The 14,213-nt window shown below is 37.3% G+C and carries 9 protein-coding genes and 2 tRNA genes; all 11 read right to left on the reverse strand.

Features of this window, described 5'->3' with window-relative positions:
• Positions 1 to 1,196: 1,196 nt before the first annotated feature.
• Positions 1,197 to 5,474 carry a DNA-directed RNA polymerase subunit beta' gene (gene rpoC, locus FHR29_RS16775; protein WP_183915894.1) on the reverse strand — a complete coding sequence of 1,426 codons (4,278 nt, stop codon included), beginning with the start codon at positions 5,472 to 5,474 and terminating at the stop codon, positions 1,197 to 1,199.
• 74 nt (positions 5,475 to 5,548) lie between these two features.
• On the reverse strand, positions 5,549 to 9,358 hold the full coding sequence (rpoB, locus tag FHR29_RS16780) for a DNA-directed RNA polymerase subunit beta (protein WP_183915895.1): 3,810 nt from the start codon (positions 9,356 to 9,358) through the stop codon (positions 5,549 to 5,551).
• 169 nt (positions 9,359 to 9,527) lie between these two features.
• Positions 9,528 to 9,899, reverse strand: a complete 372-nt coding sequence (gene rplL / locus FHR29_RS16785) for a 50S ribosomal protein L7/L12 (RefSeq protein ID WP_183915897.1) — start codon at positions 9,897 to 9,899, stop codon at positions 9,528 to 9,530.
• Between the two features lie 80 nt (positions 9,900 to 9,979).
• Positions 9,980 to 10,498: a 50S ribosomal protein L10 gene (gene rplJ, locus FHR29_RS16790; protein ID WP_183915899.1), complete on the reverse strand. Its 519-nt coding sequence runs from the start codon at positions 10,496 to 10,498 to the stop codon at positions 9,980 to 9,982.
• Between the two features lie 2 nt (positions 10,499 to 10,500).
• Positions 10,501 to 11,199, reverse strand: a complete 699-nt coding sequence (rplA, locus tag FHR29_RS16795; RefSeq protein WP_021191049.1) for a 50S ribosomal protein L1 — start codon at positions 11,197 to 11,199, stop codon at positions 10,501 to 10,503.
• Between the two features lie 22 nt (positions 11,200 to 11,221).
• A complete protein-coding gene (gene rplK, locus FHR29_RS16800) occupies positions 11,222 to 11,665 on the reverse strand; it encodes a 50S ribosomal protein L11 (RefSeq protein WP_045752391.1) in 444 nt (147 codons plus the stop codon).
• A 186-nt stretch (positions 11,666 to 11,851) separates the two neighbouring features.
• Positions 11,852 to 12,397 (reverse strand): transcription termination/antitermination protein NusG, encoded by a 546-nt coding sequence (gene nusG, locus FHR29_RS16805; RefSeq protein WP_132773503.1) that lies wholly within the window; start codon positions 12,395 to 12,397, stop codon positions 11,852 to 11,854.
• Between the two features lie 18 nt (positions 12,398 to 12,415).
• Positions 12,416 to 12,610, reverse strand: a complete 195-nt coding sequence (gene secE, locus FHR29_RS16810; protein WP_031288930.1) for a preprotein translocase subunit SecE — start codon at positions 12,608 to 12,610, stop codon at positions 12,416 to 12,418.
• Positions 12,611 to 12,629: 19 nt separating this feature from the next.
• Positions 12,630 to 12,700: transfer RNA gene (locus FHR29_RS16815), tRNA-Trp, on the reverse strand.
• A 164-nt stretch (positions 12,701 to 12,864) separates the two neighbouring features.
• Positions 12,865 to 14,049 carry an elongation factor Tu gene (tuf, locus tag FHR29_RS16820; RefSeq protein ID WP_045752394.1) on the reverse strand — a complete coding sequence of 395 codons (1,185 nt, stop codon included), beginning with the start codon at positions 14,047 to 14,049 and terminating at the stop codon, positions 12,865 to 12,867.
• Between the two features lie 56 nt (positions 14,050 to 14,105).
• Positions 14,106 to 14,177: transfer RNA gene (locus tag FHR29_RS16825), tRNA-Thr, on the reverse strand.
• Between the last annotated feature and the right edge of the window lie 36 nt (positions 14,178 to 14,213).

Raw genomic sequence — 14,213 nt, forward strand, 5'->3', positions numbered from 1 at the left:
ATAGAATTGTCTTGTATTTTAATTTCTAATTCTAAAATTGAACAGGTTGATTTTTTTAACTTTCGTCGTTTCTCAACACTACTCGTTACGTTACATGATTATATTTTTAAAGAACTTCTGTCGCTTCCGCATCTCGCTTCGGCTTTTATGATGTCGGCATTGCGCCGGTATCGATCTTGTTTCTGTTTCCCTTCGTTTCCGTTGGGACTGCAAAGGTAGAAATCTTTTTGGTTTCTCCAAAATAAATGTGAAAATTTATTTTTTTTGTTTTCCTGCTGTTTCTGCGTTTAACCTGAATTAAACCCTTCTTTTTTCAGTGCCTCCCCTTTCGGATCAGCCGCTCCTCCCTTGCGGAGTGGTGCAAAGATAGCGACTTTTTATAATCACTTCCTAATCTTTTTTCGCTTATTTCTCCATAATAAGGTTAACTAACTGTAACATTGGATGATTCATTTATAAGCTATAGATCAATAGCAAGACATCTGGAATAAAAAAGGACTGGTTCCTTCTTTTATAAGGTGTTTTGGACTGCTATACTTGAACTCCATTTCAATGACTAATTGCTGCAATACCATAATATGTATTGGTATAATGCTCAAAAAAATATTGCTAATCTGAGAAAAACAATGATTCGCGATCCAATACACATCTGCTCAGGTAAGCATTTAATGCAAATCTTTTATCAATAACGGAAAATATCCGATCATTTAATAAGGAATGTACATTTCGGTAAATTAACTTTTAGCACCCGATATGTGGACCATCAAAAGATCTTCACTTACCGCTTATCCGTAACAAAAACTTTTACGTAATGAACGAAAATCTTATCTGGAACGGCACATCGATTTATCTGATGTACCATGTCGTGCTATTTTCTTGGGTCTCCCCTACTCAATCACTCCTGATGATGACTATTTCATCGAAACATTCGAATTGACGTTGAACGATCATCAACACTAAGCGGTTACCTCTGTTGCAACTGAATTCAGTATACTATGCGTAGATTAAGGCTTTGCTGATGTTTCTCAAAAAGTAGTAAACCTATTCACCAAAAGGTAGCAGGAACCAAATAGTATTCATTCTTTAACCAGGTTGCAGCAACAACCTGTATATATACAAGAGTCGTAGTATAATATTGTAAAAAAAAAGGGTTGCAAATAAAATTTGCAACCCTTGTAAGTATTATTAATAAATTATTAATCTTCTTCTTTCGAAGCCAATAATTGATCATATTCTTCACGTGAACCAACGATAATATTACCGTATTGACGAAGACCTGTACCTGAAGGGATCAAGTGACCCACAATTACATTCTCTTTCAATCCTAATAAATTATCACGTTTACCTGCAATAGCTGCTTCGTTCAAGACTTTAGTAGTCTCTTGGAATGATGCTGCAGAGATAAATGATTTCGTTCCTAACGAAGCTCTAGTGATACCTTGTAATAAAGGACTTGAAGTTGCTGGAATAGCATCGCGTACCTCTACTAGTTTTTGATCACGACGTCTCAAGCTAGAGTTTTCTTCACGTAATCTACGTAATGAAACGATCTGTCCCGGACGTAAATCATTAGAGTCACCCGCATCAACAACAACTTTCTTGTCGTAAAGTGAATCATTTTCTTCCATGAAATCCCATTTGTTAACAGCTTCTTTTTCTAAGAAACGTGTATCTCCTGGATCTTCAATATTCACTTTTTGCATCATTTGGTGAACGATCGTCTCAAAGTGTTTATCATTAATTTTTACACCTTGAAGACGGTATACCTCTTGAATACCATTTACGATATAATGCTGTACTGCCGAAGGACCTTTAATTGATAAGATATCTGCTGGAGAGATCGAACCATCCGATAAAGGCATACCTGCTTTAATAAAGTCATTATCCTGTACTAAGATATGTTTCGAAAGTGGAACTAGGTATTTCTTAATTTGACCATCGCGTGACTCAATAGAGATCTCACGGTTACCACGTTTAACACCACCTAAAGTTACAACACCATCAATCTCAGTTACAACTGCTGGATTAGAAGGATTACGCGCTTCGAATAATTCCGTTACACGAGGTAGACCCCCTGTAATATCTCGCGTTTTACCTGTAGAACGAGGAATCTTAACCAAGATACCACCTTCTTTAACAGTTACACCGTCCGATACAGAAACGTGAGCTCCTACTGGAATGTTATATGTACGAATTACTTCACCTTTTTTATCTAAAATTTTAATCGCAGGGTTCTTCGTTTTATCACGAGTTTCAATAATTACTTTCTCTTTGTGACCCGTTTGCTCATCTGACTCTTCGCGGAAAGTTACACCTTCAACAATTGCATCAAATTCAACTTTACCGGCAAACTCAGAGATAATAACAGCATTGTATGGATCCCATGCTACTAATTTATCACCTTTCGCTACTTGATTTCCTTCTTCTACAAATAATTGAGAACCGTAAGGGATATTTTGTTGGAATACAATTTTCTTAGTTTCATCCAAAATTTTAATCTCACCTGAACGACCCAATACTACTTGATGCGTACCGTCTTCACCTTCTTGAGATACTGTACGTAGGTTTTCAAATTCTACAGTACCAGCATATTTAGAAGAGATTTGTGACTCAGCAGCAATGTTAGAAGCCGTACCACCGACGTGAAACGTACGAAGCGTTAACTGTGTACCTGGCTCACCAATTGATTGCGCTGCAATTACACCGACAGCCTCTCCCAATTGAACACGTTTACCAGATGCCAAGTTACGACCGTAACAGCTAGCACATACACCGCGTTTACACTCACATGTTAATACGGTACGGATCTCAACACCCTCAATACCTGAAGCTTCAATACGTTCAGCAACAGCTTCTTCAATATCTTCATTTTCAGAAACGAGTAATTCACCTGTTTCAGGATCATATACATTGTATAATGAAACACGACCTAAAATACGATCGTATAACGGTTCTACAATATCATCGTTATCTTTTAATGCAGTTGTGTAAATACCTCTTAAACCTCCACAGTCTTGCGTAATAACAATCATATCCTGTGCAACGTCATGTAAACGACGTGTTAAGTAACCCGCATCGGCAGTTTTCAATGCCGTATCGGCAAGACCTTTACGCGCACCGTGGGTAGAGATAAAGTACTCTAATACTGAAAGTCCTTCTTTAAAGTTTGATAAAATCGGATTCTCAATAATTTCACCACCAGCTGAACCAGATTTCTGAGGTTTAGCCATCAAACCACGCATACCACACAACTGACGAATTTGCTCTTTCGAACCACGCGCCCCAGAATCAAGCATCATATATACAGAGTTGAAACCTTGGTTGTCATTCGATAAGATATCCATTACGTGTGATGTCAACTTATTGTTGATACGTGTCCAAATATCGATAATTTGATTATAACGTTCGTTGTTAGTAATGAAACCCATGTTATAGTTATTCATTACTTCTTCAACTTCGTTAGTAGCTTGTTGAATTAAGTCAGTTTTAGCAGCAGGAATGTTCAAATCTTGCAAGTTAAACGATAAACCACCTTTGAAGGCCGTTTGGAAACCTAATTCCTTCATATCGTCCAAGAACTGTGCAGCACGAGCCATACCCGTAGTTTTCACAATTTCTCCAATGATATTACGCAAAGATTTCTTCGTTAATAACTCGTTGATGAAACCTACTTCATGAGGTACAACCTGGTTGAAGATAACACGACCAACTGTTGTATCTAATAACGTATCAACAATACTACCGTCTTTTGTTCTGATTTTAGTTTTTACCTTAATAAAAGCATGCAAATCAATTTTCTTCTCATTTAAAGCGATAATCACCTCTTCAGCAGAATAGAAAATCATATCTTCACCATGAACGATATGGTCTGGTGTGCTCTTACGGCCTTTAGTAATATAATAAAGACCCAAAACCATATCCTGAGATGGTACTGTTACTGGAGAACCATTTGCAGGATTTAAGATATTGTGGGCAGCCAACATTAAAACTTGTGCTTCCAAAACTGCAGCATTACCTAAAGGTAAGTGGACTGCCATTTGGTCACCATCAAAATCGGCGTTGAACGCTGTACACACTAATGGGTGTAATTGAATTGCTTTACCCTCTACTAACGTAGGTTGGAAAGCTTGAATACCCAATCTGTGAAGCGTAGGTGCACGGTTTAATAATACCGGGTGACCTTTCAACACGTTTTCTAAAATATCCCAAACAACTGGATCTTTACGATCTACAATTTTCTTAGCCGATTTTACAGTTTTCACGATACCACGTTCGATCATCTTACGAATGATAAACGGTTTGTAAAGTTCTGCTGCCATATCTTTAGGGATACCACACTCGTGTAATTTCAAGTGCGGTCCAACGACGATTACCGAACGAGCCGAATAATCCACACGTTTACCCAATAAGTTTTGACGGAAACGACCTTGTTTACCTTTTAAGATATCAGATAATGATTTCAACGCACGGTTACCTTCAGTTTTCACTGCGTTAACTTTACGTGAGTTATCGAATAATGAATCTACAGCCTCTTGTAACATACGTTTTTCATTACGTAAAATTACTTCTGGCGCTTTGATTTCAATTAAACGTTTCAAACGGTTATTACGGATAATAACACGACGGTATAAATCATTTAAATCTGAAGTCGCAAAACGACCACCGTCTAAAGGCACTAATGGACGCAATTCCGGTGGAATAATAGGAACGATTTTAACAATCATCCACTCCGGACGATTCTCAATACGATCTCTAGAACCACGGAATGCTTCTACAACGTGAAGACGCTTTAAAGCCTCATTTTTACGTTGTTGAGAAGTTTCGTTAGCCGCTTGATGACGCAAATCATAAGATAATTTATCTAAATCAATACGTTTCAATAATTCTTCTAACGCTTCGGCACCCATTTTAGCAACGAACTTTTGAGGATCGTTGTCATCTAAATATTGATTTTCTTTCGGTAATGTATCTAAAATATCTAAATATTCTTCTTCAGTCAAGAAGTCCATATAGTTGATACCATCATCCTCTTTAATACCAGCCTGAATAACTACATATCTTTCGTAGTAGATAATCATGTCTAGTCTCTTGGTAGGAAGACCTAATAAATAACCAATTTTATTTGGAAGAGAACGGAAGTACCAGATATGAGCAACAGGAACCACTAATGAAATGTGTCCCATACGCTCACGACGTACTTTTTTTTCCGTAACTTCAACACCACAACGATCACATACGATACCTTTGTAACGGATACGTTTGTATTTACCACAGTGACATTCATAATCCTTTACAGGACCAAAGATACGCTCACAGAATAAACCATCACGTTCTGGTTTGTAGGTACGATAGTTAATCGTTTCCGGTTTTACAACTTCACCACTTGAACGCTCTAAAATTGTTTCTGGAGACGCCAAGCTTACAGTAATTGATGTAAAGTTGCTTTTAATTTTATTATCTTTTTTGTAAGACATACTTATTCAAAAGTTAAAGCTTTATGAAGAAGTTTTAGTGATCATAGCGATCACTAAAACTTCACTTTGCTTAATTAATCCAATGTGATATCTAAACCTAAACCACGTAACTCATGTACCAATACGTTAAACGATTCTGGTACAGATGGAGTTGGTAAATTGTTTCCTTTTACGATAGCCTCGTAAGTTTTCGCACGACCAACAACATCATCCGATTTCACAGTCAAGATTTCTTGTAGGATATTAGATGCACCAAATGCCTCTAATGCCCAAACCTCCATCTCACCAAAACGCTGACCCCCGAATTGAGCTTTACCACCCAATGGTTGTTGTGTAATCAATGAGTATGGTCCGATCGAACGAGCGTGCATCTTATCATCAACCATGTGTCCTAATTTCAACATATAGATCACACCAACTGTAGTTGGTTGGTCAAAACGCTCACCCGTTAAACCATTGTACAAGTAAGTTCTACCTGAAGCAGGTAAACCAGCTTTAGCTACCCAGTCTTCTACCTCTTCTTTTTCAGCACCGTCGAAAATAGGAGTTGCAAATTTAACACCTAATTTTTGACCAGCCCAACCTAAAACAGTTTCGTAAATCTGTCCCAAGTTCATACGAGAAGGTACACCTAATGGGTTTAACACGATATCTACTGGTGTTCCATCATCTAAGAAAGGCATATCTTCATCACGTACAATACGTGCAACAATACCTTTATTACCGTGACGACCGGCCATCTTATCCCCTACTTTCAATTTACGTTTCTTAGCAACATAAACTTTAGCCATTTGAACGATACCTGATGGCAATTCATCACCGACAGAAACTGCGAATTTATCACGTTTGAAAGCACCTAACTCTTCGTTTAACTTAATGTTATAGAAGTGTAAAGCAGCTTTAATCATTTCATTCTTATCTTCGTCAGTTGTCCAACCTGTAGGGTTGATATTATTGTAGTCTAATTCAGCTAAGATTTTTTGTGTAAACTTAGCTCCCTTCGCTACTAATAATTCTTTATATACATTATAGATACCTTGAGCAGTTTTACCATTTACAACTGTAAACAATTTCTCTACTAAACGTTCTTTCAAAATCTTAACAGCTCTTTCATGTGCTGTTTCTAATTTCTCTAATGTTTTACGCTCAACTTCTTTTGACATTTTCTTAGCGCGTGCAAATAACTTCGTATCAATAACAACACCTTTCAATGAAGGAGAAGCTTTTAATGAAGCATCTTTCACGTCACCCGCTTTGTCACCAAAGATTGCACGTAATAATTTCTCTTCTGGAGAAGGATCAGATTCACCTTTTGGAGTGATTTTACCAATCAAGATATCACCACCATTAACCTCAGCACCAATACGGATGATACCGTTTTCGTCTAAGTCTTTAGTCGCTTCTTCCGAAACGTTAGGGATATCTGCTGTTAATTCTTCTTCACCACGTTTTGTATCACGAACTTCCAATTCAAACTCTTCAATATGAAGAGAAGTAAACCAGTCTTCTTTTGCTACACGCTCAGAAATTACGATCGCATCCTCAAAGTTATATCCTTGCCAAGGCATGAATGCAACTTTCAAGTTACGTCCTAATGCTAATTCACCATTTTCAGTTGCATAACCTTCACATAATACCTGACCTTTAGTCACACGTTGCCCTTTACCTACAATAGGTTTTAAGTTCATACAAGTATTCTGATTGGTTTTCTTGAATTTGATCAATCTATATGTTTTCACGTCGTCATCAAATGACACTAAACGGTCATCATCAGTACGGTCGTAACGAATTTTAATCTCATCCGCATCTACATACTCAACCACACCATCACCCTCTGCATTAATTAATGTACGAGAATCTTTCGCAACACGGCCTTCTAGACCAGTACCTACGATAGGTGCTTGTGGACGTAAAATTGGAACAGCTTGACGCTGCATGTTTGATCCCATCAATGCACGGTTGGCATCATCATGCTCCAAGAAAGGAATTAATGAAGCCGCAATAGATGTAATCTGGTTAGGTGCAACATCCATATAATCCAAACGTGTAGGTTCGATTACCGGGAAATCACCAAAATATCTAGCTTTTACTTTAGCATCGATAAAATTACCATTATCATCATATTGTGCATTAGCTTGACCGATTGTTTTCTCATCTTCGTCCTCAGCAGATAAATAATGTACAGGTTCTTCCACCACAACACGACCATCTTCAACACGACGGTATGGCGTTTCGATAAAACCTAAATTATTAATCTTAGCGTGAACAGCTAATGAAGAAATCAAACCAATATTTGGTCCCTCAGGAGTTTCGATTGTACACAAACGACCGTAGTGCGTATAGTGAACGTCACGAACCTCGAAACCAGCACGCTCACGAGAAAGACCACCTGGACCTAAAGCTGAAAGACGACGCTTGTGCGTGATCTCTGCAAGAGGGTTAGTTTGATCCATGAACTGTGATAACTGGTTAGTACCAAAGAAAGAATTAATAACAGACGATAACGTACGTGCATTAATTAAATCTGTCGGTGTGAAAACCTCATTATCACGAATGTTCATACGTTCACGAATAGTACGTGCCATACGAGAAAGACCTACTCCAAATTGCGCGTATAATTGCTCACCTACAGTACGTACACGACGGTTAGATAAGTGGTCAATATCATCCACCTCAGCTTTAGAGTTGATTAAGTTAATCAAATACTTCACGATAGCGATGATATCTTCACGAGTCAATACCTTCGTTTCATCAGGAGTATTTAATTTCAATTTACGGTTAATGCGGTAACGACCAACATCACCTAAATCGTAACGTTTGTCCGAGAAGAATAAACGGTCGATGATACCACGAGCAGTTTCCTCATCAGGTGGTTCAGCGTTACGTAATTGACGGTAGATGTGCTCTACTGCCTCTTTCTCAGAGTTAGACGTATCTTTTTGTAATGTGTTATATATAATTGAATAGTCCGCATTGTTAGATGCATCTTCTTTCGCTAAAATAATAGATTTTACTCCAGCGTCGATGATCAAATCAATGTGATCTTCTTCTAAAACAGTCTCACGTTCAAGTATGATCTCATTACGGTCAATAGATACAACTTCACCTGTATCCTCATCAACGAAATCTTCAATCCATTTTTTCAATACCCTTGCCGCCAAACGACGACCAACGTATTTCTTAAGACCAGATTTACTAACTTTAACTTCATCAGCAAGATCAAATAATTCTAAGATATCCTTATCCGAATCATAACCGATAGCACGTAATAAAGTAGTAACTGGGAATTTTTTCTTACGGTCGATATAAGCATACATAACGTTATTAACGTCAGTTGCAAACTCGATCCAAGATCCTTTAAAAGGAATTACCCTTGCAGAATATAGTTTAGTACCATTTGTGTGTCTACTTTGACCAAAGAAAACGCCAGGTGAACGGTGTAATTGAGATACGATTACGCGCTCCGCACCATTAATCACGAAAGTACCTTTCGGTGTCATATATGGGATAGTTCCCAAATATACGTCCTGTACAATAGTTTCGAAATCTTCGTGTTCTTCATCATTACATGATAACTTTAACTTCGCCTTTAGAGGAACGCTATAAGTTAACCCACGTTCGATACATTCTTGTATATCATAGCGAGGAGGATCAATAAAATAATCCAAAAACTCGAGCACAAAAATGTTTCTAGAATCAGAAATAGGGAAGTTTTCCGAGAATACCTTGAACAGCCCTTCCTGATGGCGGTTGTCAGAAGTAGTTTCTAATTGAAAAAACTCCTTGAAAGATTGCAATTGCACATCTAAGAAATCTGGATATTCCAGAACTTTCCTGCTTGTCGCAAAATTTACTCTTTCTTGTTGAATATTATTGTTTGCCAAGGGGATATGAATTTTAGTTTTAAAAAAACTGAGCTTAACTATGCTGTTATTACTACATCTCGACTATGTTCAGCACACACATAGACTAGTAGTCAAATATCATAAATAGGAATAGACTCTAACGAAATTACGTCAGAGTCTAAACCTTTTGAGGGCTTGTTAGATAAGATTATTTAATCTCAACAACAGCTCCAGCTTCTTCTAATTGTTGTTTCAACGCTTGTGCTTCGTCTTTAGAAACACCAGTTTTGATTTCTTTAGGAGCGCCATCTACTAAATCTTTAGCTTCTTTCAAGCCTAATCCAGCTAAATCTTTTACTAATTTAACTACAGCTAATTTAGCACCACCAGCTTCTTTCAAGATAACATCGAAAGATGTTTTCTCTTCAGCAGCAGCAGCTTCAGCTGGAGCAGCAGCAACTGCAACAGCAGCAGCAGCAGGCTCGATACCGTACTCGTCTTTTAAGATATCAGCTAGTTCTTTAACTTCTTTTACTGTCAAGTTTACTAACTGCTCAGCAAGTTGTTTTAAATCTGCCATTTTATTTTGAATTTTTGAATGTCGTTATGAAAAATTGTTATTAATAATAGTACGAATGTTTTATTATAAAAGAGTATTCGTTAACCTCTTTGCTCTAAAGCTTTTACTAAACCTGAAATTGTATTTCCACCCGATTGAAGAGCTGAAATAACATTCTTAGCAGGAGATTCCAATGCAGCGATAACATCAGCGATGAGTTCATTTTTAGATTTAAGACTCACTAATGCTTTCAACTGATTGTCACCTACAAATGCAGTTTCTTGGATATAAGCAGCTTTTAACAAAGGTTTATCACCTTCTTTACGTAAAGCTTGGATTAATTTCGCTGGAGCATTTGCTACTTCAGAGAACATCATTGTAGAGGCACCTTTCAATGCTCCTAAGATCTCTTCTGAATCAACACCAGCTTCGATTAATGCTTTTTTGATTAAAGTGTTTTTAACAGCTTTAATTTCAATATCACTTTCGAAACATTTGCGACGAATGCCATTCACTTTCTCTACCGATAATTCAGAAGTGTCAGTAATATAGAAATTACCGTAAGATTTAATCTGCTCTGCCAAAGCTTGAACAATTTCTTGTTTTTCTTCTTTTCTCATGATTAAATACCCGCTACTGATTTAGTCTCAATATGAATACCAGGACTCATAGTTGATGAAATGTGAATGCTTTTAAAGTATGTTCCTTTTGCTGCAGACGGTTTTAAACGAGAGATAGTTTGTAATACCTCTAATGCGTTTTCATAAATTTTGTCTGCATCGAACGACGCTTTACCAACTGAAGTATGGATGATACCAGTTTTATCAACTTTGAAATCAATCTTACCGCCTTTAACATCTGTTACTGCTTTACCTACTTCTGTAGTTACAGTACCAGTTTTAGGATTTGGCATTAAGTTTCTTGGACCTAAAATACGACCCAATTTACCTACTTTAGCCATCACACTAGGCATTGTAATAATGATATCAACGTCAGTCCAACCGCCTTCAATTTTACTGATATACTCATCTAAACCTACGAAATCAGCACCTGCTGCTTTAGCTTCTTCTTCCTTATCAGGAGTACATAAAACTAAAACACGTACAGTTTTACCAGTTCCGTGAGGTAAAGTTGCAATACCACGAACCATTTGATTTGCTTTACGGGGATCTACGCCTAAACGAACGTCGATATCCACAGAAGCATCGAATTTGGTCAATGAGATTTCTTTAACTAAAGCCGCAGCTTCTTTTAAAGAGTATGCTTTACCAGCTTCAATTTTGGATAGTGCCGCTTTTTGATTTTTTGTTAATCTAGCCACTTTTCTTAAATTGATTTCTTAATTAATTGTTCCAAGGAGCATTACCTGATACAGTAATACCCATACTACGTGCTGTCCCAGCTACCATTCTCATAGCAGCATCTAAAGTAAACGCGTTTAAATCTACCATTTTATCTTTAGCAATAACTTCTACTTGTTCCCAAGTAACTGAAGCTACTTTTTTACGGTTAGGCTCACCTGAACCGCTTTTTAAACCCGCAGTTTCTTTCAATTGAATAGCAACTGGTGGAGTTTTAATGATAAAATCAAAAGATTTATCAGCGTAAACTGTAATGACAACAGGCAATACTTTTCCTGGTTTGTCTTGCGTACGAGCGTTGAACTGTTTACAGAAATCCATAATGTTCACACCTTTAGCACCTAAAGCAGGTCCTACTGGTGGAGATGGATTCGCAGCTCCGCCCTTAACTTGTAATTTTACTAACGCACTGACTTCTTTTGCCATCTTGTTTTGAATTAAATTATTAAATGTTTGTTAGTAAGTTGGAAGCAAATAACGTAACATTTATTATTTCACCTGGTTATTAACTTGCGTTTAACCACCAAATGAGGTGCAAAGATATATAGAATTAAATCTATTTGCAAATTTATTTTAACATAAAAAGAGCAAAGTTGTACTTTGCTCTTTTTATTATTCTTTTTCTACTTGCATGTAGTTTAATTCCAATGGTGTTTTTCTTCCGAAAACTTTCACCATTACAATCAGTTTTTTCTTATCTTCATGAACTTCTTCGATCTCACCTGTGAAACCATTAAATGGACCATCATTCACTTTCACTGTCTCACCAACGTAATATGGTACATTAATTGTCTCACCCTGCTCAGCCATCTCATCTACTTTACCTAGAATACGATTAACCTCAGCTTGGCGTAACGGAATAGCATTACCTGCTTTATCCCCTAAAAATCCAATGACACTATTAACTCCTTTTATAATGTGTTCCAACTCACCATCTAAAGCAGCTTCTAGCAAAACGTACCCAGGATAGTAGTTACGCTCTTTAGCCACTTTCTTTCCATCACGCATCAAATAGTACTTCTCCATCGGAATCAACACTTGAGTAATCAAATGCTCAATTCCTAAACGGCTAACTTCGGCATCGATATATTGCTTTACCTTCTTCTCCTTACCACTCACTGCACGAACTACGTACCATTTTAAACTTTGATCTGCCATAAATAATGTTTGATGAAATTAAGAAGCAATACCGTACAATAACTCTAATACGTTACTTGAAGCTTTATCCATTACAAAAACCAATAACGCTATTATAACAGAAGCAACAAGTACAATTACAGCGGAGTTCTGTAATTGACCCCAAGTAGGCCAAGTAACCTTCTCTGTAATTTCGACATAAGAGTCTTTAAAAAAATCAAGTACTTTTGCCATTTTCAGTTTATTTATTAAGCACGGGAACAAGGATTCGAACCCTGATCAAAGGTTTTGGAGACCTCTATTCTACCGTTGAACTATTCCCGTGTATTATCTTATTTTGATGATGCAAATATAGTGTTTTAAACTATTCCCTGCAAATTTTTTTAATCTTTTTTTATTGTTTTTTAATCAATAATCTGGACTGAAAAAATAAGCTAATCAGTATGAACTGATTAGCTTATTATATGTGATTTTAGAATCTTAAAAGACTATAAAATTTCAGTTACCTGACCAGCACCTACAGTTCTACCACCTTCACGGATAGCGAAACGTAGACCTTTTTCCATAGCGATAGGAGAGATCAATTTAACAGTGATCGTAACGTTATCACCTGGCATTACCATCTCAGTACCTTCAGCTAATGAAATCTCACCAGTTACATCTGTTGTACGGAAATAGAATTGAGGACGGTATTTGTTAAAGAATGGTGTGTGACGACCACCTTCAGCTTTTGATAAAACGTAAACCTCAGCTTTGAAATAATCGTGAGGAGTTACTGATCCTGGTTTACAGATAACCATACCACGTTTGATATCAGTTTTCTCAATACCACGTAACAATAAACCTACGTTATCACCAGCTTCACCGTAATCTAAAATTTTGCGGAACATCTCAACACCAGTTACTGTAGATTTTAAGTTCTCAGCACCCATACCTAAGATTTCAACTGGATCTCCAGAGTTGATTACACCTCTTTCAATACGACCTGTAGCAACAGTACCACGACCTGTGATCGAGAATACATCCTCTACTGGCATTAAGAAAGGTAATTCAGTTAAACGTGGAGGGATTGGAATGTAGTTATCAACAGCATCCATTAATTCCATAATTTTAGCAACCCACTCAGGCTCACCGTTAAGAGCACCTAAAGCAGAACCTTTAATTACTGGAACATCATCTCCTGGATAATCGTAGAATGATAATAATTCACGAACTTCCATTTCAACTAAATCTAATAATTCTTCATCATCTACTAAGTCAGTTTTGTTTAAGAAAACAACTAAAGCAGGGATACCTACTTGACGACCTAATAAGATGTGCTCACGTGTTTGAGGCATAGGACCATCAGTAGCAGCAACTACGATGATAGCGCCATCCATTTGAGCAGCACCAGTAACCATGTTTTTCACATAATCGGCGTGACCTGGACAGTCAACGTGTGCATAGTGACGGTTAGCTGTTGAATACTCAACGTGTGCAGTGTTGATCGTGATACCACGCTCTTTTTCTTCAGGAGCAGAGTCAATTGAATCAAATGAACGAGCTTCTGATAAACCTGCGTCTGCTAATACTTTAGTAATAGCTGCAGTTGTAGTAGTTTTACCGTGGTCAACGTGACCGATTGTACCAATGTTTAAGTGTGGTTTACTACGGTCAAATTTCTCTTTTGCCATGTTTATGCGAATTAGTAATTATAAATATTTCTATACTTGTTATACAATGTTGTACGAGCCAAAGATGGGATTTGAACCCACGACCTCTTCCTTACCAAGGAAGTGCTCTACCCCTGAGCTACTTCGGCTTTTCGAAAATCCTGTTTACAGATTAATGCCTCCAC

Source organism: Sphingobacterium sp. JUb56 (assembly GCF_014191365.1).
GTDB lineage: Bacteria > Bacteroidota > Bacteroidia > Sphingobacteriales > Sphingobacteriaceae > Sphingobacterium > Sphingobacterium anhuiense.

Excerpts from the sequence above, each read along its gene's own strand:
- rpoC (WP_183915894.1), bottom strand. The coding sequence starts at position 5,474 with ATGTCTTACAAAAAAGATAATAAAATTAAAAGCAACTTTACATCAATT.
- rplL (WP_183915897.1), bottom strand. The coding sequence starts at position 9,899 with ATGGCAGATTTAAAACAACTTGCTGAGCAGTTAGTAAACTTGACAGTA.
- rplJ (WP_183915899.1), bottom strand. The coding sequence starts at position 10,498 with ATGAGAAAAGAAGAAAAACAAGAAATTGTTCAAGCTTTGGCAGAGCAG.
- rplK (WP_045752391.1), bottom strand. The coding sequence starts at position 11,665 with ATGGCAAAAGAAGTCAGTGCGTTAGTAAAATTACAAGTTAAGGGCGGA.
- nusG (WP_132773503.1), bottom strand. The coding sequence starts at position 12,397 with ATGGCAGATCAAAGTTTAAAATGGTACGTAGTTCGTGCAGTGAGTGGT.
- secE (WP_031288930.1), bottom strand. The coding sequence starts at position 12,610 with ATGGCAAAAGTACTTGATTTTTTTAAAGACTCTTATGTCGAAATTACA.
- tuf (WP_045752394.1), bottom strand. The coding sequence starts at position 14,049 with ATGGCAAAAGAGAAATTTGACCGTAGTAAACCACACTTAAACATTGGT.